We start from the raw sequence: 19,332 nt of genomic DNA on the forward strand, positions 1-19,332 counted from the left end.
AAGACGAGAGAAGTCCGGCCCCGGGGTGCCCCGGGGCCGGACTTCGTTTCAGATGAGGCCCAGCAGCCGGGCGCCGACGAGGCTGAGTCCCGTCAGCGCGAGAACGGCGATCGTCATGCCGACGATGATCCGGCCGAGCTTTTCGCGCTCTGCGGGCTTCGCCGGGCCCGGTCCCTGCCGGTGATTGCCGAGAATTTCTCCGGTAAGCGAGGTCGTCAGGTGCGTCATGGCCCACGGTCCCTTCGTGTTCGGCAGGACGGGCCGCGGCGGCTGCGGAGTGAAGCCGGTCGGCAGCGTTGGCGGCTCGTCGTACCAGCCGGTCGCGCGGTATACGCGACCCTTCGCCGGCTGCCGCGACCTCGCGGCAGCCGACGGTGGTGCGTTTCCACCGGGATCCCCTCCCGGTTGCTCTGTCGGCCCCCCGGCCTGGGGGCCGCTAAGTCCTGGGCCCGCCATCGCCGCCACCCGGCATGGGAGGCCACGGCAGCTCCGGCTCCGGCGGACGTCCATAGGTGCGGGGCGTCGCCATCGGCAAGCGGGCGGGCAGCTCGTCGGCCGCGAGGCGGTTCGCCTCGGGGACCGTCGCGACACCGCGGGCGGCGTCGCCGGGCGTGCCTGGTGCACTGGGCGCTGCGGGTGCTCCGGGTGCTCCGGGTGCGTTCGGGTCGGCACCGTCGGCGAACCACGACGACGATCCGGCGCCGTTGCTCCCCGCCGGCTCGGGCTGCTGCGGGTCGGCGGCCGGGGCGGGCTGCGCCTCGGCCTGCTGAGCCGCGAAGGGCTCGGCGAGCGAGGCCCACGCGTTGCCCGCCTGCGGCTGCTCGCCCGGCGTCTTCCACTCGGAGATGTCGGGCGTGTCGACCGGCGCCGGCGGCGGCGTGTACTGGTTCGCCGGTGCCGACTCCGCGAGGGGAGCGTCGGCGGGCGGGTAGTGGCTCTCGCCGGCGGGCGTCGGCTCGGAACTGGGGACCCCGAAGGACGGCGCGGCCTCGGCGGGCGGCGGCGCGAAGCCGCCGTGCTCGCTGGAGGGCGCGGGGTCGAAGCGGTCGCCGCTCTCGCTGCTCGGCACGCCGAAGGAGGGGGACTCCTCGGGTTGCGAGAGGTCGAAGTGGCTGCCGCTGCCGGGCTCGGGGGTGAAGCGGTCGCCGCTCTCGCTGCTCGGGACCCCGAAGGACGGGGTCTCAGGCTGCGGGGGATCGAAGCGGTCCCCGCCCTCCGCGCTGGGAACGCCGAAGGCGGGCGCGGGTTCGGCGGGCGGCGCGAAGCCGCCGTGCTCGTTCGAGGGCTCCGGCGAGAAGCGGTCGCCGCTCTCGCTGCTCGGGACGCCGAAGGAGGGCGTCTCGGGCTGCGAGGGCTCGAAGCGGTCTCCGCCTTCAGCGCTCGGCACGCCGAAGGACGGCGCCGCCTCGCCTGACGGCGGCGGCGGGACGCTGTGCGCGCCGGAGGAGGCCGGCTCGGGGGAGAAGCGGTCGCCGCTCTCGCTGCTGGGGACGCCGAAGGAGGGCGTCTCGGGCTGCGAGGGCTCGAAGCGGTCTCCGCCTTCAGCGCTCGGCACGCCGAAGGAGGGCGTCTCGGGCTGTGAGGGCTCGGGGGAGAAGCGATCGCCGCTCTCGCTGCTCGGGACCCCGAAGGACGTGGCCTCGGGCTGGGCGGGTTCCGGGGAGAAGCGGTCTCCGCCTTCGGCGCTCGGCACGCCGAAGGACGGCGCGTCGGCGGGGGAGTCGGCGCCGAGGGGCGCGCCGCTCGTCGGGGCGCCGTCACCGGATGCGTCGGCGGCCGTGTCGGTCAGGCCGGCGTCGGAGCCGATGGCGTCGAGCATGGCCTGCTCTTCGGCCGAGATCTGCGGCTCGGCGGGTGCCGGGGCGGGCGCCGCGCCTTCCCAGATGGCGCCGCCCTCGGGAGGCGGGGGCGGTGGCGGAACGTCGGGGTCGACGTCCGGGCCGGACGCGGCGGCGGGAAGGTCCTGCGGCACGTCGAGCTTCTCGCCGATCGGCGGCGGCTCGGGCAGCGGCGGGAGCTCCCAGTCCTCGTCGTTGTCGGTCAGGTCCTTCTCGACCGGCGGCAGCTCGGGGAGCGGCGGCAGGTCCGGGTCGTCGATGGGCGGCTGCTGCATGTCGGCGGGGTGCGAGCCGGGTGCGGAGTAGCCGTCGCCCTTGTTGTCGCCGGGCATGGAGAAGGCCGGCGGCTCGGAAGCGGCGGGAGGAGCGGGCCACGCGGAGTTCTCGGCGGGCGCGGGCGGAGCCGACGTCGGCGACGCGGCCCACGGTGCGCTCTCGTCACGCTCTCCGCCGGGCGGGGGCGAGCTCGGCGGTCCGTCCCAGGCGCCGCCGGGAGGCGGGCCGGAGGGACCGTCGGCGGGAGGGGCCGGTGGCATGCCGGGCGGCTGCCACGACTGCTGCTCGCCACCGGGAGGGGGCGGCGGTGCGCCCCATGGCTGGTCGGCGCCGTGAGGTGGGGGCGGCTGCCAGCCGCCCTGCTGTCCGGGCGCGCCGGGAGGCGTGCCCCACTGGTCATTGGCGGGCGGGGCCGACCCGGGCGCGCCGGGCGGGGTTCCCCACTGGTCGCCGGCGGGGGGAGGCGACCCGGGTGCGCCGGGAGCCGGTCCCCACGGCTGGCCACCGCCCGGGGGCGGCGGGGGAGGCGGCGGTGCGCCCCACTGCTGAGCGGGAGGGCCCGAGGTCGGTGCGCCGGGCGGGGGAGGCGGCGGCGCGTTCCACTGCTGGGCGGGGGGACCCGAGGCGGGCGCGCTAGGCGGGGTTCCCCACTGGTCGTTCGCGGGCGGACCCGATGCGGGTGCGCCTGGCGGCGTGCTCCACTGGCCGCCGGCGGGCGGGCCGGAAGCGGGCGCGCTAGGCGGGGTTCCCCACTGGTCGTTCGCGGGCGGACCCGAGGCGGGTGCTCCCGGCGGCGTGCTCCACTGGCCGCCGGCGGGCGGGCCGGAAGCGGGCGCGCTCGGCGGGGTTCCCCACTGGTCGTTCGCGGGCGGACCCGAGGCGGGCGGCGGCGGAGGAGGCGGCGGTGCGCCCCACTGCTGGGCCGGCGGACCCGAGGCGGGCGCACCCGGCGGCGTGCCCCACTGGTCATTGGCCGGCGGACCCGAGGCGGGTGCGCCGGGCGGGGTTCCCCACTGGTCATTGGCGGGCGGGCCGGAGGCCGGGGCGCCCGGAGGCGTTCCCCACGGCCGGCCGCCACCCGGGGGAGGCGGCGGAGGCGGCGGTGCGCCCCACTGCTGAGCCGGCGGACCCGAGATGGGTGCTCCCGGGGGAGGGGGAGGCTGCCAGCCACCCGGCTGTCCGGGCGGGCCGGAGGCGGGCGCGCCGGGAGGCGTGCCCCACTGGTCGTTGGCCGGGGGGCCGGAGACGGGCGGCGGAGGAGGCGGTGCGCCCCACTGCTGCTCGCCGGCGGGCGGTCCCGACGCGGGCGCTCCCGGAGGCGTCGCCCACTGCCCGCCACCTTGCGGCGGAGGCGGCGCGCCCCACTGGTCGTTGGCGGGCGGGCCGGAGGCCGGCGCACCGTGAGGGGGCGGCGGCGCGCCCCACTGGTCGTTGGAGGGAGCCCCAGGAGGCGGCGGGGGCGCACCCCACTGCTGAGCCGGAGGACCCGACGCGGGCGCACCCGGGGGCGTCCCGAAGTGCTCACCGGCGGGCGGCCCGGAGGCCGGAGGCGTGCCGAAGTGGTCGTTCGCCGGCGGCCCGGAGGCCGGAGCTCCCGGAGGCGTTCCCCAGTGTTCGTTCGCGGGGGGACCCGACGCGGGCGCTCCCGGAGGCGTCGCCCACTGCCCGCCGCCCTGCGGCGGCGGAGGCGGCGCACCCCAATGTTCACCTGCCGGCGGCCCCGACGCGGGCGCACCCGGCGGAGTCCACGCGCCCTGGCCGGATCCCTGCGAGGAGGGCGGCCCGGAGGTCGGTGCTCCCGCGGGGGGCCACTGCTGGCCGCCACCGGCGGGAGGGGGTGCGGGCTGTTCGGTGTTCCACGGGTTCATCGGCTCGGGACCACCGCCGGCGGGCGGCCAGCCGCCGCCTTCGCGCTGGTCGGCGTGCCAGCCTGTGTCGGTGTGGGGGTCCGCGGGCGGACTCGCGTACGGCGGCGCACTCCCCATCGGCGGGTTGACGTACAGACCGCACTGCGGGCAACGCTCCGCGGCGGCGTGTACCTGCGCTCCGCAAGCGGCACAGGTTCGGTTACCCATCAGAGCCCTCCAGGCCGAGGCTTTCGCCAGGTACATCCCACCGTGCCACACCACCGCAAGTCCGGTGAGGGGCTCAGTCGTTCGTCAAGCATCGCTGATCACGTTCTGTAATCGAGTCCTGCCGTACGTTCGGCCCGTATCCCACTCTATGCGGAGCTGCTGTCCGACGAGGCCGCTCCGGAATCACCCGGATCGGGGGCCGGTTCGATGCCCGAAGGTGAAGACGACGCCGACTCGCCGGCCGAGTCGGAGGGCGCCGGCGAGCTCGAACCCGAACCGGAGTCGGAGGGCGATGGGGAGCCCGAGCCGCCACCCGGTTCCTGACTGGGGGAGGTGGAGGGAGACGTCGACGGCGAAGTCGACGGGGAGGTCGACGGCGTCGGGGTCGGCGAGGGCGTCGTGGGGGGCGGCGTGATGTCGTCGCCGTCGCCCTTGACGGCCTTCACGACGCGCGTGGCGCCGAAGTAGTCGTCGAACCACACCGGCGAGACCTTCACGACGTCACCGGCGGTGGGCGCGTGGACCATCTTGCCGTCGCCGATGTACATGCCGACGTGGTAGACCGAGGTCCAGTCGCCGGGCCGGTCGCCGTAGAAGATGAGGTCGCCGGGCAGGAGGTACTCCACGCCGATCGGCTCGTCGGAGGTCTGGTGGTACTGGTCGTTGGCGATGCGCGGCAGGGAGATCCCCACCGAGCGGTACGAGGCCCACATCAGGCCGGAGCAGTCGAAGGAGTTCGGCCCCTCCTCGCTCCACTGGTAGGGCTTGCCGAGCTGCTTGAGGGCCCACTGGGCGGCCTTGATCGCCTTCGGTCCGGCCGAGTAGCCCTTGACCTTCTCGCCGAACTTGCCCGAGTAGCCCTTGGAGAACTCGGTGCGGGCCTTCTCGGCCTCGACGATCGCGTTCTGGTTGTCCTTGACGAGCTTGGTGACCTCTTTGTTGAGCTTCTCGTAGGACGTGCGCAGCGTCTCGTCGCGTTCGGCGGCGCGCTCCTGCGCGGCGATCGCGGCGTCGTGGGCGGCCTGGGCCTCGTCGAGGTCGACGCGCGCGTCGGCGAGCTGCTCGGTGAGGTCGGCGCCGGAGTCCGTCGAGCCGCCGGTCAGGCCGGTCAGGTCGAGGGGCGTCGACTGGGCGTCGGTGTACTGCTTGGCGGCCAGGTCGGAGACGGCCGTCTCCAGCGCGTCCACGATGGACTGGGCGCCGGCGAGCTGCCCGGTGGTCGCGGTGACGAGCTGGTTGCGGTTGGCCAGGTCGATGCCGGCGGCCTTGCTCTGCTCGGCGAGCTTGGCCAACTCGACGTTCTTGGTCTGGATCTGCGTGGCGAGCGGGCCGATTCCGGGGATGGCCGTCCCGGTCGGGGGCAGTCCGGTGCCGGTGCCGAGCCCGGTTCCGGGCACGACCGGCGCGGGAACGCTGCCGTCGGGGCGTGATCCGCCCGCCGGCGGTGCCGTCACCCCTGGCGGGTCGGCGAGGGCGACCGTCGCCGGCATGGCGGCGAGCATGACCGCCGCGGTGGTGAACATGAAGAGGACTCGGCCGAGTTTCCGGGCCTTGGTCCACAGTGGTCGCATGCTGCCGTCTCCCTCGTGTGGCCGCCGATCGTCACGAAGTAAGAATTCGGGCGGCACCGTGCGCGTTGCCACCGTACTAAGGGATAGCCAGATCACACCACCCGCGGGCAAAACTGTGTGAATCTTGTACGCATATCGGGCGTCCACTTGGGGCTCCCGCGATCAAGATTCCACGGTCGGCAGTAGTCTCGCTCCCATACGTATACGGCGACGCGGTAATGATGCGAGGCGGCAGCGATGACGGACAAGTCCTTTCGGGCAAGCATCGAGGAAAAGGTGGCCGCCGGTGAGCGGCTGACCCGTGAAGACGGCGTGGCGCTCTACGAGTGCGACGACCTGTCCTGGCTCGGTGGCCTCGCCCACCAGGTGCGGGTGCGCAAGAACGGCGAGCGGGTGATGTTCAACGTCAACCGGCACCTGAACCTCACCAACGTCTGCTCGGCCTCCTGCGCCTACTGCTCCTTCCAGCGCAAACCCGGCGAGAAGGACGCGTACACGATGCGCGTCGAGCAGGCCGTCGAGCTGGCCAAGCAGATGGAAGGCGACCAGCTCACCGAGCTGCACATCGTCAACGGCCTCCACCCCACGCTGCCGTGGAAGTACTACCCGCGCGTGCTCAGCGAGCTGAAGAAGGCGCTCCCGACGGTCAACCTCAAGGCCTTCACCGCCACCGAGGTCCAGTGGTTCGAGAAGATCTCCGGGCTGGGCGCCAGTGAGATCCTCGACCAGCTCATCGACGCCGGCCTCGAGTCGCTGACCGGCGGCGGCGCCGAGATCTTCGACTGGGAGATCCGCCAGCACATCGTCGACCACGACTGCCACTGGGAGGACTGGTCGCGCATCCACCGCCTCGCCCACGAGAAGGGCCTGCGCACCCCGGCGACGATGCTCTACGGCCACATCGAGGAGCCCCGCCACCGCGTCGACCACGTGCTGCGCCTGCGCGAGCTCCAGGACGAGACGAACGGCTTCGCGGTGTTCATCCCGCTGCGCTACCAGCACGACTTCGTCGACGCCAAGGACGGCAAGATCCGCAACAAGCTCCAGGCTCGCACGACGATGGCCTCGCCGGCGGAGTCGCTGAAGACCTTCGCGGTCTCCCGTCTGCTGCTGGACAACTTCGACCACGTCAAGTGCTTCTGGGTCATGCACGGCCTTGAGGTCGCGCAGCTGTCGCTGAACTTCGGCGTCGACGACCTCGACGGCTCGGTGGTCGAGTACAAGATCACCCACGACGCCGACTCCTACGGCACGCCCGACAAGATGGGCCGCGAGGACCTGCTCGAACTCATCCGCGACGCCGGCTTCCAGCCCGTCGAGCGGAACACGAAGTACGAGATCGTGCGCGAGTACGACCCGCCGGTCTCGCTCGCCGAGCGCCGCGCGGTCCCGCAGGACGTCTGGTCGTAGGCGCCTAGTCTTCGCAGAGCTGGGAGCGGAGGGTCGTCAAGGCCCACCGCTCCCATTTCCGTGCGCTCCAGGAGCGGTCGCCGACCAGCAGCAGGTACAGCTCGGGGCTGAGCACGCCGTAGAGGACGTCGGCGGCCTCGCTCCATTCCAGGCCCTCGGCGGCGCCGGGCTTGGCCGCGAAGGAGCGCGCGAAGGCCGACTGGACGGTGTAGCGCGGGTCCTCGGTGCGCGGCCACAGTTCGCCGATCTCGGGATCGCTGGTCGCGGCGGCGTCGAGCATCTTCATGATCGACGAGACCCGCGCGAGGACCTTCGCGGTGCCCTCGACGTGCAGGCGCAGGCTCTCGACGGCTCCGGGCGCGTCGACGGCGTCGCGGAACCACACCCGGTCGAGGGTGGCCACCGGCGCGTCGTCGCCGGCGATGGTCACGTCGACGAGTTCCTTGAGCAGAGCGCGCTTGTTGCCGAAGGTGAAGTAGACGGTCTGGACGGCGACCCCCGCCTTGTCGGCGACGTCCTGCAGTGACGTGGCGCCGTAGCCACCGGCGACGAACAGCTCGGCGGCGGCGTCGCGCATGCGCTTGCGCGTCTCGGCGGCGCGGATGGCGCGGCGATCGGGCTTCTTGGCGGCGGTCATGACTGGAGGCTAACGCTAGAGTGCCGCGTCAGCGGTGCGGGTCCTTCACTGGAGTTCATCACTAGAGTGCTACTTTAGTTTCACGACTGGAGTCGGACTCTAGTCAGTCCCGTCATCGACCGAGAGGATCCGCCATGTCCCTCATCGTCCTCACCAGGTTCGCCATCGACCCCGCCGACGCCGGCGAACTCGTCACCCGCCACGCCGCCCTCGTCGAGGCCCAGCGGGGCACCGGCCTCACCAACGCCGGGCTCGGGCGGATCGACGACGCCAACTGGGTCGGCGTCTGGCGCTGGGAGTCGGCCGAGCACCTGGCCGCCGTCCGCGCCGCCCCGGGGCCCGAGGCCGCCCACGCCTTCGCGCTCGTCACCGACCGCTCGGCCATCACCGTCGAGGAGATCGAACTCGTCGACGAGCGTTAGGGCCCGCCCTGCGGGAAACTGTCGTACCCCGATGCGACAGTGCTTCCACGGATGGCGAGTGGGGATCCGAGGGGTCTGTTCGCGCCCCGCCGTTTCGAGCGTGTCCTTGTGGGGCCGCGCGAGAGCCTCGGCGGGACGCGGTGCCCGCCGACCCCTCCCCGCTCGCCTCCGCCCGACCTAGGCTGGGAGCGATGCACAGCGAAGTACCCGCACGCCTCGTCCCAGGGGCCGTCGTCTGGCGCCGCACCGTGCTCGACGCCGGCGGGCTCTCCCGGATCCTGCCCGACGGCTGCCTCGACATCATCTGGACCGCGGGCTCCCTCTTCGTCGCCGGGCCCGACACCGTCGCGCGCGTCGGGCGGACCACCCCCGGGAGCTTCACGGGTCTGCGCTTCGCCTCCGGCGTCGGGCCGGCGGTGCTCGGCCTGCCAGCCTTCGAACTCACCGACCGCCGCGTCGACCTGGCCGAGCTGTGGCGGCCAGCCCGCGTCCGTGAGGCCGTCGAGCGCATCCACGATGGCGCCGAGCCCGGCGCGGTCATCGAGGAACTCGCCGCCGAGCACCTCCGGCGAGGCGAGGGCCCCGACCCGCTCATGCGCGCCGTCGCCGCCCGCCTGAGCGCGGGAGACTCCGTCGCCGGCACCGCCCGGGCGGTCAACCTGGGCGAACGCCACCTGCGCCGCCGCTCGCTGGCCGCCTTCGGCTACGGCCCCAAGGTCCTCGGCCGGATCCTGCGCCTCGGCCGCGCCCTCGACCTGGCCCGCGACGGTGTCCCGTACGCGCAGGTCGCCGCGGCCACCGGCTACACCGACCAGGCGCACCTCTCGCGCGAGGTCAAGGCCCTGGCGGGCGCGCCCCTCGGGGTCGTGCTGGCGTAGGCGCGCCGAAGCGCGCGAGGCAGTGCCACACGCGCTTGAGCGCCTGCGGGTCGTGGTCACCGGAGTCGGCCGCCTGTCCGATCACGCGCGGGTCGAGGACCCCGTCGACGGCGATCGATGCCCCCAGCTCCACGTACTCCGGCCCCCGGTAGTCGGGATGCCGCGCCAGGTCGGCGACGGTCAGCCGGAAGCCGCCGTGCCACTCCACCCGGCAGGGCAGTCGCGCCGCCGCGTCCTCGACGCCGGTCCCGCGAAACGACGGGTCCAGCACCAGCGCCTCGATGTCGCGCGCGAGCGAGACCGGCCCGTGCACCTGCGCCTCGACGTAGTCGTCGAGCGCGTCGGCCCCGGCGGCCTCGGCTCTGGCGACGAGGCCGGCGCGGCCGGCCACGCCGAAGTCGGTGGGCTCGAAGACGCTGTCGGGGTGACAGAAGGTGGCGCGCGCCAGGGTGTCTTCGGCCAGGCGGAAGTGCGCCGACCCGAAGCGGCGGGCGGCGCCGTAAGGGTCGCGGCGAAAGTCGAGGGCGCCGTACACGGGCCGCTCGTGTGCGGGGGCGTCGTCGTAGGCGCCGGCGAAGATGCGGCTCTCCCACCGCCACCGGTCCCCGCCGGGGTGCGCGGTGAGGCCGCCGTTGCTCGTCCCGGTCACGAACTGGGACAGGTAGAACCCGTCCTCGGCGAGCGCGTCGAGGACGGGTTTCCCGCCCGCGCGGCGGTCGGGATGGAAGTTGACGGTCACGCGCAGGGCCGGGTCGAGCGGCGGCCCGTACGCCAGCCCGGCGACGTGCCGCAGCGCGCGCTCCCCGGCCGTCGGCGGCATGGCGTCAGGCGGGCAGCGGCGCGAAGAGGTCGACGCCGTTGCCGTCGGGGTCCTTGACGACGGCGTAGCGCTGCCCCCAGAACGCGTCCCAGGGCTTGAGCTCGCTCTCGTAGCCGGTCGCCATGAGCTCGTCGTACCGGCGATCCACCTCGGCGGGGGAGTCGACGAGGAAGGACAGGCCGATGCGGCCGGCGCCCTTCACGGGCTCGAACCCGGGGTGGAACTGCTCGACCATCTCCGCGGAGTCCCAGGCGACGCGGATGCCGCCGCGCAGGGTGACCTCGACGTGCGGTTGCGTCTCGGCTCCCTCGGGGATGTCGAAGCCGAGGCGGCGGTAGAAGGCGAGCGAGGCGGCCATGTCGTCGACGACGATGCCGATCATGTCGAGTACGGGTTCCATGGCCTTCACGCTACGCAGGCGGGGGTGGCGGGTCTTGTCGAAAACGGACCTCCCGCGAACGCCGGGTACACCCCCAGCTCCGAAGTCCCCCACCCTTCGCTGAACCGCAGCAGCGCCCCGCACGCCTCGGCCACCGCCGGCAGCTCGCCCGCCGCCGACAGCAGCTCACCGGCCAGCCGCCACCGGTGCCGCAGCACCTGCCGCTTCGTGCCGATCGGCCGTCGTGCCGGGTGCATCGGGCCGTCGGCCGCGGCGGCCTTCGGCAGCAGGAAGCGCGTGAGGTCGAGAGTCCAGGCCGCCACCGCCAGGCGGATCCCGGCGCGGTCGGCCTCGGTGGGGCCGGCGCCGGTGAGCTCGGTCCAGTAGGCGCTCTCGACCTCGGCGGCGACCTCGCCGGGCATGCCGAAGGCGCACCAGCACGTCGCGAAGGGCATCGTCACGTAGGCCGAGTCGAGGTAGGCGGAGTGGTAGCCGGCGCCCTCGAAGTCGACGACGCGCAGGCCGGCGTCGGTGAGCAGGTTGTTGTCGGGGCAGATGTCGCCGGGGGAGAACACGCGCGGGCCGACGCGGGTGAGCGCGCCGATCGCGGCGAGGTCGTCGTGAAGGCCCGGGGGGACGGGGATGCCCAGTGCGGCGAGTTCGACCGCGAACCCGGGCAGGCGCTCGGCGATCCACGGCGAGTCGTTCCACGACGGATCCCCGCCGCCGTAGCGGTCCAGCAGCGCGTCGAGCTCGGCGCCGCGTTCCAGGGACTCCCGCGCGATGCCACCGTACGCGCGGGCCCAGGCCAGCAGGGCGGTGGTCGCGGCGGCCGGATCGTCGCCGAGGAGGACGTCGGCCAGGTTCGGCCACGAGCCAAGGTCGGACATGACGGTCACCGCGCTCCCGCGGTCGGCGGCCAGCAGCCGCGGACCCCGCGGCGAGAAGGCCAGCCCGGCGGCCTCGGCGGCGAACCGCCGCAACGCCTCGGGCTGGTCGAGATCGTGGGCCCGCACGACGACCGTGCCCCCGTCGGCCCGCCGCGCCCGCATGACCGCGCTGCGCGAACTGCCGCCCAGGTCGACCGGGTCGGACAGGCCCGTCCCGAGCAGGCCGGCCGCCGTGGCCAGCGCCGCGTCCCGCTTGACATCCGTCACAGGCGGCAGGTTAGTGCCCCCAAGGCCGAAACGCGCGGTGGTTTTCCCGCCCGCGCGGTGGAATGATCGCTGGGTGCTGATCAAGGTGTGCCTCAACGGCGGACGGTTGCGGCGCGACCACCCCGCGGTGCCCATCACTCCTGCGGAACTCGCCGCCGACGCCGCCGCCTCGGTCGCGGCGGGCGCCGCCGCCGTCCACATGCATCCCCGCGACGCGTCCGGCGCCGAGAGTCTGGCGCCCGAGGACGTCGGCGCGGCGGTCGCCGCCGTGCGCGCCGCGTGCCCGGGCACGCCCGTCGGCGTGTCCACCGGCCTGTGGATCAGCGACGGTGACCCCGACGCGCGCCGGCACATCGTCGGGCAGTGGGGCTCGCTGCCGCCCGAGGCCCGCCCGGACTTCGCCTCCGCCAACGTCGGCGAACCCGGCTTCGCCGCCCTCACCGAGCTGCTCCTCGAAAGCGGCGTCGCCGTCGAGGCCGGCGTGTGGTCACCCGACGACGCCGAACACCTCGCCGAGACCGGCCTCGCCCCGCGCTGCCTGCGCGTCCTCGTCGAGATCATCGGCGTCCCCGCCGACCTCGCCCCCGCGCTCGCCGAACGGATCCTCGCGCGCCTCGACGAGCTCGGTGTCGCGACCCCGCGCCTCCTGCACGGCGAGGAGGCCGCGACCTGGCCGATGGTCGAGATGGCCGCCCGCCTGGGCCTTCCCACGCGCATCGGCCTTGAGGACACCATCTCAGGCCCCGGTGGCGTGAACGTCCCCGGCAACGCCGCCCTGGTCCGCCAGGCTCTCCGCGTCGGCGGCTGAACCCGGGCCTTGCCCCGGCGCGTCATCCTGGGTACCTGACCCGAGGAGCCCGCCGGTGACCGTCACGCCCGAAACCGCCCCCGACACTCCGCCCGCCGTCGAGGAGAAGCCGCGCCGGCCCGTCCAGCGCGTCGCCCTGCGCACCGCCGTCGTGCTCACCTACGCAGCCACGGTCGTCGGGCTGCTGTACACCGGCATGCGCGTCCTCGGCATGGAGGTCACCTGGCCGCTGCGGACCCTCGTGTCGTACACGCCGTACCTGACGGCCGCCGCGCTCCTGCCGCCGATCGCCGCGGCCCTGCTGCGGCGGCCCAAGCTCGCCGCCGTGGCCATCGCCGTGCCGCTGAGCCTGGCGACGTTGCTCGCCCCGCGTTTCCTCGCCGACGAGCAACCCACACCGGGCGGCCCGGAGATCACCGTCGCCACCGCGAACATGTACTTCGGCGAAGGCGACCCGGCCGCGCTCGTCGCCCTCGTCGACGAACACGCCGTCGACATCCTCTCCGTCCAGGAGCTCACCCAGGCCGCCGTCAACGGTCTCGACGCCGCCGGCCTCGCCGAGCGCCTGCCCTACCGCGAACTCGGCCGCGTCGACGGCGCCGTCGGCGCCGAGGCGTCCGGCGTCTACTCGCGTTTCCCGCTCACCCGCAACCCCGCCCTGGAGTTCGAGGCGACCTTCGCGATGGTCGGCGTGACCGTCGAGGTCCCCGGCGCGGCGCCCCTGGAACTGCTCGGCGCGCACCCCGGCGCGCCCTGGGCGCCCAGCCAGGTCGACTTCTGGCTCGCCGACCTCGCCCAGCTCCCGCCCGCCACCCCCGACGGCGCCGTGCGCGTCATCGCCGGAGACCTCAACTCCACCCTCGACCACGCCGCCCTGCGCGACGTTCTCGACCGCGGCTACCGCGACGCCGCCGAAGAGGTGGGCCAGGGACTCACCGGCACCTGGCAGCCGCGCCCCCACAGCAAGCTCAGCCTCTTCGGGATCACACCCCCGAAAGTCGCCCTCGACCACGTCCTCGTCGACGAGCGCGTCGCCGTCCTCGGCGTCTCCTACGGTGACCTGCCCGGCGCCGACCACGACCCGGTCATCGCCCGCCTGACGCTGCCCGCAGAATAAGAGGTCATGCGCGACGACACGATCCACGCCTTCCTCGAAAAGCTCGCCGACCGCGTCCCCGCCCCCGGCGGGGGAGCCAGCGCCGCCCTGCACGCTGCGCAGGCCGCGGCCCTGCTGGGCATGGTCGCCCGATACACCCGGGCGGAGGAACACGCCGAGACCGTCGCGCGCCTGACGACCGCCACCGACGACCTGCGCCACCGCTCCCTGGCGCTCGCCGAGGCCGACGCCGCCGCGTTCACCGGCGTCACCGACGCCTACAAGCTCCCCAAGGCCACCGACGAGGAGAAGAAGGCCCGCTCGGCGGCGATCACCGCCGCCGTTACCGGCGCGGCGAAGCCGCCCGCCGACCTCGTCACCACCGTCGCGGCGATCGTCGAGGCCGCCGAGGAACTGCTGCCCATCGGCAACCGCAACGTCATCAGCGACGTCGCCGCCGCCACCGAGGCCGCGATCGCCGCCGCGACGACCGCGCGCGTCAACATCGAGATCAACCTCGGCGGCGTCAAGGACCCGGCCGCCCGTGCCGCGCTCCTCGACACCGCCGACCTCGTCGACGACCTGACCGCCCGCGCCGGCGCGGTCACGCGTGCCGTCCGCGACGTCATCGGTGGCGCGACCACCACCGCCGTCCTGTCCGGCAAGGAGCTCGCCGCCGCGATCAGGCGGGAAACCCGCGAGATCGCCGAGGCGCTCACCGTCGCGGGCACGACCCCGAAGCTGGCCGTGGTCGTGGCCACCGACGACGAGTCGAGCGCCTGGTACGTGCGCTCGATCGCCTCGGCCGCCGCCAAGGCCGGCATCGCCTGCGACATCGTCGACCTGGGCGCGGCGGCCACCGCCGGCGAGATCAGGGAGACCCTCACGCGCCTCAGCGCCGACTCCTCGGTGCACGGCCTGATGCTCCAGACGCCGCTGCCCGAGGGCGCGCGCCTCGAAGACCTGGCCACCGCCATCGCCCACGAGAAGGACGTCGACGGCGCCAACCCCGTCTCGCTGGGCCGCCTCGCCTCCGGGCTGCCCGCCTTCGCCCCGGCCACCGCCGAAGCGGTCGTGGCGCTCCTCGACCACCACGCCGTGCCGCTCGAAGGGCGTGCGGTCGCCGTCGTCGGCCGCTCCAACGTGGTCGGGAAACCCGCCGCCCACCTGCTGCTCGACCGCAACGCGACGGTCACGATCTGCCACTCGCGGACCAAGGACCTGGCCGCGGTGACCGCCACCGCCGACGTCCTCGTCGCCGCCGTCGGCCGTCCCGGACTCATCACCGCCGCCCACGTCGCTCGCGGCGCCACCGTCATCGACGTCGGCACCAACCCCACCCCCGAGGGCGGCCTCGTCGGCGACGTCGGCGACGTCGAGGGCCACGCCGGCGCCCTCACTCCCGTCCCCGGCGGCGTCGGACCGGTGACGACCGCCCTGCTCCTGCGGCACACCGTCGCCGCGGCGGGCGCGGGCGGGCCCGTCGGCGCAGCGTGAGACCATCGACGGTGATGAAAGAAGAGGCTGCGGTCAAACCCAAGTTCCCCACGCGCGACGCCGAGGGCCGCGTCGAGTCGATGATCGAGTTCCTCGGGGCGGCGATCATCGCGACGGTCTTCACCTTCGTGCTGCTGGCCGGCATCGACCTGCTCTTCGCCGGTTTCAGCACCGACGAGTTCGGCTCGATCAACGGCTGGATGTGCGTGGTCCTGGCGGCCTTCCTCTTCGTCGACGACTTCAAGGCATGGGCCGGCACACGCTTTCGGGTGCCCGTCTTCATCGCGGCGGTCCTGCTGGCCACCGTGACCGGTCTCGGCGTCAACGCGGCGCTCCCGGACGAGTGGCTGCCGCTGCTCGCCGGAGGCCTCGCGGGCCTCGCGACGGTGATCATCTACGTCGTGCTGTGGTTCACCGGCATCAGGCTCATCGGCAGGGAGGACTAGACGTGCACCCGGGAGTGAAGTACACGCTGGGACGCGTGGCGATCTTCGTCATCGTCGCGGCCACCCTGTGGCCGCTGCGGCTCGACCCGCTGCTGACGCTCATGATCGCGCTGCTGGTGTCGATGGCCGCGAGCTACTTCCTGCTCAAGAAGTGGCGCGACCAGACCTCCGACGCCATCGCGCACGGCGCCGAGAAGCGCCGCGCCGAGAAGGAGCGCCTGCGCGCCGCCCTCGCCGGTGACGACGAGGGCTGACGCCCTGTCACCCACCCCACCCGCAGTCGGGCGCCACCGGCACGGCCCACGCCCCACTGCTACGGTCTCATCGACCGACCGCAGCGAAGCCGGTGTGAATCCGGCGCTGTCCCGCAACTGTGAGGCCCCGCACGGCACCTGAAGGTGCTCGCGGGCCGAGCCAGGCCGCCTGCGCCGGTCGCGAACCACGTCCTCGAGGTCAGGGACGTCTCGCGCCGCGATGCGGGAGCCGTTTATCAAGCCTTCGAGGGCTCTGTCGGCACCCCCTCGAAAGGCACCCCATGCAACGCCGCCACCTCCTCGGCCGCCTCGCGCTGACGACCGCCGCGCTGACCGCCCTCGCGACAGGTCTCGCGGCCTGCGGCGGCGGCGAGACGCCCGCGGAGACCCCGTCGTCGGCCCCCGGCGCCCAGTACCCCGTCACCGTCGGCGACATCACCCTCGACGCCCAGCCCACCAAGATCGTCTCCCTGTCGGCCACCGGCACCGAGATGCTCTACGCGATCGGCGCCGGCGCGCAGGTCGCCGCCGTCGACTCCACCTCGAACTTCCCGGCCGAGGCGCCCGTCAAGCCCGAACTGACCGCCATGGACGCCACCGCGGAGTCCGTCGCGTCCTTCGCACCCGACCTCGTCGTCCTCTTCTTCGACCCGGGCAGCGTCGCCGAGGGCCTCAAAGCCCTCGACATCCCCGTCTACCTCACGCCCGCCGCGACCACCATCGACGACTCCTACACGCAGCTGTCGGACCTCGGGAAACTCACCGGGCACGCCGACCAGGCCGAGACCGTCGTGGCGCAGATGAAGACCGACATCACCGAGATCGTCGCCTCGGCGCCCAAGACCGTCGCACCCGTGACGTACTACTGGGAGTCCGACGACACCTACTACTCCCTCACCTCGACGACCTTCGTCGGTTCGCTGCTCAAGCAGGTGGGCATGGAGAACATCGCCGACGCCGCCGACCCCGAGGGCAAGTCGTTCGGGTACCCGCAGCTGTCGGTGGAGCACATCCTGGCCAGCGACCCCGCCATGATCCTGCTCGCCGACACCAAGTGCTGCGGCCAGAACGCCGAGACCGTCGCGAAGCGTCCCGGCTGGGACGACCTCGCCGCCGTCAAGAACGGCAAGGTCGTCGCCCTCGACGACGACATCGCCTCCCGCTGGGGCCCGCGCGTGGTGGACCTCCTGCGCACCGTCGTCGCGGCCATTCCCGCGAGCTAGTGAGCACCGGCGCACGAAGCTCGGCCCGGCCGCGATGGATCGCGGCCGGGCTGCTCGCCGTCGGCGCGTCGCTCGTCCTCGGCGTCGCCGTCGGCCCGATCTCGCTGCCACCGCTGCGCGTGGCCGCCGAACTCCTCGACCACATCCCCTTCGTCGACATCGACTCCGGCCTCACCCCGACCGAGGCCAACATCGTGTGGCTCGTGCGACTCCCGCGCGTCGTCCTCGCCCTGCTCGTCGGGGCCATGCTCGCCCTGGCCGGCGGCTGCTACCAGGGCGTGTTCCGCAACCCCCTGGCCGACCCGATGCTGCTCGGCGTCGCCTCCGGCGCGGGCCTGGGCGCGACCCTGTTCATCACCGCCCGCGCCGCCGGCATGCCCGCCGCGCAGGGCGTGCTGCCCATCGCCGCCTTCGCCGGGGCCGTCGGCGCGCTGATGCTGACCTACCTCATCGGCGGCGTCAAGAGCGGCGGCCGCAACCCCACCCGCCTGATCCTCGCCGGTGTCGCCGTGACGAGCCTGCTGTCGGCCGTCCAGACCTACGTCCAGCAGCGCAACGCCGACGCCATCCGCCAGGTCTACTCCTGGCTCCTCGGCCGCCTGTCGGTCTCCGGCTGGGAGGAGGTCCTCACCGTCCTGCCCTACGTCGCGGTCACCACCGCCGTCGTCCTGGTCATGCGCCGCGAACTCGACGTGCTCACCGTCGGCGACGACGAGGCCGCCGGCCTCGGCCTGCACCCCCAGCGCTCCCGCTACATCCTGCTCGCCGCCGCCTCGCTCGGCACCGCCGCGGCCGTCTCGGTCGCCGGGCTCATCGGCTTCGTCGGCATCGTCGTCCCGCACATCGTGCGCCTGCTCGCCGGCCCCTCCTACCGGAGCATCCTGCCCCTGTCGGTGCTGTTCGGCGGCACCTTCCTCGTCCTGGCCGACCTCGTCGCCCGCACCGCCGTCGCCCCCGGCGAACTGCCCATCGGCGTGGTCACCGCCTTCGCCGGCGCGCCCTTCTTCATCCTCGTCATGCGCACGACCCGGCAGGAGGCCGTCTAGTGCTCGACGTGCGCGAGGTCAGCGTCGAACTCGGCGGCCGGACGGTCGTCGACAAGGTCGCGCTGACCGCCGCCCCCGGCGAGTGGGTCACCGTCATCGGCCCCAACGGCGCCGGGAAGTCGACGCTACTGCGGGCCGTCGCCGGGCTCGTCGCCCACGACGGCGACATCACCGTCGGCGGGCGGACCCTGGCCGACATGCGCCCCCGCGAGCGCGCCCGCCGCGTCGCGATGGTCCACCAGCAGCCCGTCGTCCCGCCCGGCATGAGCGTCGCCGACTACGTCCTGCTCGGCCGCACCCCGCACATCCCGCCGCTGGGCCGCGAGGGCGCCGCCGACCACGCGGCCGTCGACAGCGTGCTGTCCACCCTCGACCTGCACGTCTTCGCCCAACGGCGTCTGGAGACCCTCTCCGGCGGCGAGCGCCAGCGCGTCTTCCTCGCCCGCGCGCTCGCGCAGGGCGCCGAGCTGCTCCTGCTCGACGAGCCGACCACCGCGCTCGACATCGGGCACCAGCAGGAGGTCCTCGACCTCGTCGACGGCCTGCGTGCCACGGGCGGGCTCACGGTGCTGTCGACGATGCACGACCTGTCGATCGCGGGGGAGTACGCCGACCGGCTCATCCTGCTCGCCGAGGGTCGCCTGGTCGCCGACGGGCTCCCGCGCGAGGTGCTCACCGAGGCCAATCTCGCCGAGCACTACCGGGCGCGCGTGCGAGTGGTCGAGGTCGACGGGATCCCTGTGATAGTCCCGATCCGTGGCCGTCAGCGCTGACCACCGAACGTCCACATTCGGCACCCGAAAGGGCGAATCATCCGCCCAAATGAGGCGATTCGCGGTCTGTGACACAAAAGCCCGGTGATCACGCTTGCCTCGTGCTACTAGGGTGTGCCAGCCCACTTTCTTTACATGCCCTTCGAGAGGAACCCCTCCATGACCCACCCGCCCCAGAGCAACCCGGGGACCTACGCCCCTCAGAGCAACCCCGGTCAGCAGGGCGTCGTGCTCGGCAAGACCCGTAGCCCGGGCGTCGTGTGGCTGCTTTCGATGGTCACACTCGGCATCTACGGGATCGTCTGGCACTACAAGATCAACGAAGAGGTGAAGAACTACGCGCGCGTCGAGGTGTCCCCGGGTGGAGCCGTCGCCGCGCTCCTCTTCGGTGGATGCCTCGCCGGTATCCCCGTCATCATGACGCTGATCAACACCGGCGGCCGCATCGCCAAGGCCGAGGAGGCCGCGCAGCTCCAGGAGCGCGTCTCGGGCGGCCTCGGCTTCCTGCTCGCCATTCTCGGCGGCTGGCACATGATCTACTACCAGGCCCACCTGAACAAGGTCTGGGCCCGCTACGGCCAGTCCTGAGCCGGGCGGGAGGCGGGCGCTGACCGCCCGCCGCCGCTGAACGCGAGGCGTCCCCGGGAATCCACTGTGGATCCCGGGGGCGCTTTTTTTGCACCCCAGGAACGGCTTCAAGCTGAAATGCATCGATATATCCGGTAA

General features: G+C 73.4%; 19 protein-coding genes and 1 riboswitch. Of the genes, 12 read left to right on the top strand and 7 right to left on the bottom strand.

All coding sequences use genetic code 11. From position 1 onward, the window contains the following. Window positions 1-48 precede the first annotated feature (48 nt). The 3 genes from AB0I28_RS14515 to AB0I28_RS14525 form a co-directional block, all read right to left on the bottom strand. Window positions 49-228 (bottom strand): hypothetical protein, encoded by a 180-nt coding sequence (locus AB0I28_RS14515; RefSeq protein WP_357493295.1) that lies wholly within the window; start codon window positions 226-228, stop codon window positions 49-51. Between the two features lie 208 nt (window positions 229-436). Beyond that, the gene (locus AB0I28_RS14520) at window positions 437-2,374 is read right to left on the bottom strand and encodes a hypothetical protein (protein ID WP_357493297.1); all 1,938 of its coding nucleotides are present in this window, start codon (window positions 2,372-2,374) and stop codon (window positions 437-439) included. A gap of 1,961 nt (window positions 2,375-4,335) precedes the next feature. Next, complete coding sequence (locus AB0I28_RS14525; RefSeq protein WP_357493299.1) at window positions 4,336-5,760, bottom strand: C40 family peptidase; 1,425 nt, start codon at window positions 5,758-5,760, stop codon at window positions 4,336-4,338. Window positions 5,761-5,997: 237 nt separating this feature from the next. Here AB0I28_RS14525 and mqnE point away from each other — a divergent pair, with 237 nt between their 5' ends. After that, complete coding sequence (mqnE, locus tag AB0I28_RS14530) at window positions 5,998-7,170, top strand: aminofutalosine synthase MqnE (RefSeq protein ID WP_357493301.1); 1,173 nt, start codon at window positions 5,998-6,000, stop codon at window positions 7,168-7,170. A 4-nt stretch (window positions 7,171-7,174) separates the two neighbouring features. Here mqnE and AB0I28_RS14535 read toward each other — a convergent pair whose 3' ends face one another. Continuing rightward, window positions 7,175-7,807, bottom strand: coding sequence for a helix-turn-helix domain-containing protein (locus AB0I28_RS14535; RefSeq protein ID WP_357493303.1), 633 nt, complete (start codon window positions 7,805-7,807; stop codon window positions 7,175-7,177). A 134-nt stretch (window positions 7,808-7,941) separates the two neighbouring features. Here AB0I28_RS14535 and AB0I28_RS14540 point away from each other — a divergent pair, with 134 nt between their 5' ends. Next, the gene (locus AB0I28_RS14540; protein WP_357493304.1) at window positions 7,942-8,229 is read left to right on the top strand and encodes a hypothetical protein; all 288 of its coding nucleotides are present in this window, start codon (window positions 7,942-7,944) and stop codon (window positions 8,227-8,229) included. A 191-nt stretch (window positions 8,230-8,420) separates the two neighbouring features. Then, entirely contained in the window at window positions 8,421-9,107 is a 687-nt protein-coding gene (locus AB0I28_RS14545; protein ID WP_357493306.1) for an AraC family transcriptional regulator, read from the top strand. Here AB0I28_RS14545 and AB0I28_RS14550 read toward each other — a convergent pair. The 3 genes from AB0I28_RS14550 to AB0I28_RS14560 are packed head-to-tail and all read right to left on the bottom strand — an operon-like array spanning window position 9,064 to window position 11,463. Continuing rightward, complete coding sequence (locus AB0I28_RS14550) at window positions 9,064-9,927, bottom strand: DUF3626 domain-containing protein (protein ID WP_357493308.1); 864 nt, start codon at window positions 9,925-9,927, stop codon at window positions 9,064-9,066. The genes AB0I28_RS14545 and AB0I28_RS14550 overlap by 44 nt on opposite strands. 4 nt (window positions 9,928-9,931) lie before the next feature. Next, the gene (locus tag AB0I28_RS14555) at window positions 9,932-10,327 is read right to left on the bottom strand and encodes a VOC family protein (protein ID WP_357493310.1); all 396 of its coding nucleotides are present in this window, start codon (window positions 10,325-10,327) and stop codon (window positions 9,932-9,934) included. A 5-nt stretch (window positions 10,328-10,332) separates the two neighbouring features. Next, window positions 10,333-11,463, bottom strand: coding sequence for a hypothetical protein (locus AB0I28_RS14560; RefSeq protein ID WP_357493312.1), 1,131 nt, complete (start codon window positions 11,461-11,463; stop codon window positions 10,333-10,335). A 73-nt stretch (window positions 11,464-11,536) separates the two neighbouring features. Here AB0I28_RS14560 and AB0I28_RS14565 point away from each other — a divergent pair, with 73 nt between their 5' ends. The 9 genes from AB0I28_RS14565 (at window position 11,537) to AB0I28_RS14605 (ending at window position 19,194) form a co-directional block, all read left to right on the top strand. Then, the gene (locus AB0I28_RS14565; protein WP_357493313.1) at window positions 11,537-12,271 is read left to right on the top strand and encodes a 3-keto-5-aminohexanoate cleavage protein; all 735 of its coding nucleotides are present in this window, start codon (window positions 11,537-11,539) and stop codon (window positions 12,269-12,271) included. 55 nt (window positions 12,272-12,326) lie between these two features. Continuing rightward, the gene (locus tag AB0I28_RS14570; RefSeq protein WP_357493315.1) at window positions 12,327-13,388 is read left to right on the top strand and encodes an endonuclease/exonuclease/phosphatase family protein; all 1,062 of its coding nucleotides are present in this window, start codon (window positions 12,327-12,329) and stop codon (window positions 13,386-13,388) included. Between the two features lie 6 nt (window positions 13,389-13,394). After that, window positions 13,395-14,864: a cyclodeaminase/cyclohydrolase family protein gene (locus AB0I28_RS14575; RefSeq protein ID WP_357493317.1), complete on the top strand. Its 1,470-nt coding sequence runs from the start codon at window positions 13,395-13,397 to the stop codon at window positions 14,862-14,864. A 14-nt stretch (window positions 14,865-14,878) separates the two neighbouring features. Next, a complete protein-coding gene (locus AB0I28_RS14580; RefSeq protein ID WP_357493319.1) occupies window positions 14,879-15,310 on the top strand; it encodes a hypothetical protein in 432 nt (143 codons plus the stop codon). A 2-nt stretch (window positions 15,311-15,312) separates the two neighbouring features. Continuing rightward, window positions 15,313-15,564 (top strand): DUF4229 domain-containing protein, encoded by a 252-nt coding sequence (locus AB0I28_RS14585; protein WP_357493320.1) that lies wholly within the window; start codon window positions 15,313-15,315, stop codon window positions 15,562-15,564. Window positions 15,565-15,652: 88 nt separating this feature from the next. Then, window positions 15,653-15,729, top strand: a riboswitch (cobalamin riboswitch). A 116-nt stretch (window positions 15,730-15,845) separates the two neighbouring features. Next, a complete protein-coding gene (locus tag AB0I28_RS14590; protein WP_357493322.1) occupies window positions 15,846-16,787 on the top strand; it encodes an ABC transporter substrate-binding protein in 942 nt (313 codons plus the stop codon). Then, window positions 16,787-17,833: an iron ABC transporter permease gene (locus tag AB0I28_RS14595; protein ID WP_357493324.1), complete on the top strand. Its 1,047-nt coding sequence runs from the start codon at window positions 16,787-16,789 to the stop codon at window positions 17,831-17,833. Before AB0I28_RS14590 ends, AB0I28_RS14595 begins: the two co-directional genes overlap by 1 nt. Next, window positions 17,833-18,606: an ABC transporter ATP-binding protein gene (locus tag AB0I28_RS14600; protein WP_357493326.1), complete on the top strand. Its 774-nt coding sequence runs from the start codon at window positions 17,833-17,835 to the stop codon at window positions 18,604-18,606. The genes AB0I28_RS14595 and AB0I28_RS14600 overlap by 1 nt, the downstream gene beginning before the upstream one ends. 159 nt (window positions 18,607-18,765) lie before the next feature. After that, entirely contained in the window at window positions 18,766-19,194 is a 429-nt protein-coding gene (locus tag AB0I28_RS14605; RefSeq protein WP_357493327.1) for a DUF4234 domain-containing protein, read from the top strand. The last annotated feature ends 138 nt before the right edge of the window (window positions 19,195-19,332 follow it).

The sequence above is a fragment of the Phytomonospora sp. NPDC050363 genome (assembly GCF_040655735.1).
GTDB lineage: Bacteria > Actinomycetota > Actinomycetes > Mycobacteriales > Micromonosporaceae > Phytomonospora.

What these genes read in the sequence shown, in the direction of transcription:
- AB0I28_RS14525 (WP_357493299.1), bottom strand. Translation starts at nt 5,760, where the DNA reads ATGCGACCACTGTGGACCAAGGCCCGGAAACTCGGCCGAGTCCTCTTC.
- AB0I28_RS14550 (WP_357493308.1), bottom strand. Translation starts at nt 9,927, where the DNA reads ATGCCGCCGACGGCCGGGGAGCGCGCGCTGCGGCACGTCGCCGGGCTG.
- AB0I28_RS14590 (WP_357493322.1), top strand. Translation starts at nt 15,846, where the DNA reads ATGCAACGCCGCCACCTCCTCGGCCGCCTCGCGCTGACGACCGCCGCG.
- AB0I28_RS14575 (WP_357493317.1), top strand. Translation starts at nt 13,395, where the DNA reads ATGCGCGACGACACGATCCACGCCTTCCTCGAAAAGCTCGCCGACCGC.
- AB0I28_RS14515 (WP_357493295.1), bottom strand. Translation starts at nt 228, where the DNA reads ATGACGCACCTGACGACCTCGCTTACCGGAGAAATTCTCGGCAATCAC.
- AB0I28_RS14545 (WP_357493306.1), top strand. Translation starts at nt 8,421, where the DNA reads ATGCACAGCGAAGTACCCGCACGCCTCGTCCCAGGGGCCGTCGTCTGG.
- AB0I28_RS14520 (WP_357493297.1), bottom strand. Translation starts at nt 2,374, where the DNA reads ATGCCACCGGCCCCTCCCGCCGACGGTCCCTCCGGCCCGCCTCCCGGC.
- AB0I28_RS14540 (WP_357493304.1), top strand. Translation starts at nt 7,942, where the DNA reads ATGTCCCTCATCGTCCTCACCAGGTTCGCCATCGACCCCGCCGACGCC.
- AB0I28_RS14535 (WP_357493303.1), bottom strand. Translation starts at nt 7,807, where the DNA reads ATGACCGCCGCCAAGAAGCCCGATCGCCGCGCCATCCGCGCCGCCGAG.
- AB0I28_RS14580 (WP_357493319.1), top strand. Translation starts at nt 14,879, where the DNA reads ATGAAAGAAGAGGCTGCGGTCAAACCCAAGTTCCCCACGCGCGACGCC.
- AB0I28_RS14555 (WP_357493310.1), bottom strand. Translation starts at nt 10,327, where the DNA reads ATGGAACCCGTACTCGACATGATCGGCATCGTCGTCGACGACATGGCC.
- AB0I28_RS14605 (WP_357493327.1), top strand. Translation starts at nt 18,766, where the DNA reads ATGACCCACCCGCCCCAGAGCAACCCGGGGACCTACGCCCCTCAGAGC.
- mqnE (WP_357493301.1), top strand. Translation starts at nt 5,998, where the DNA reads ATGACGGACAAGTCCTTTCGGGCAAGCATCGAGGAAAAGGTGGCCGCC.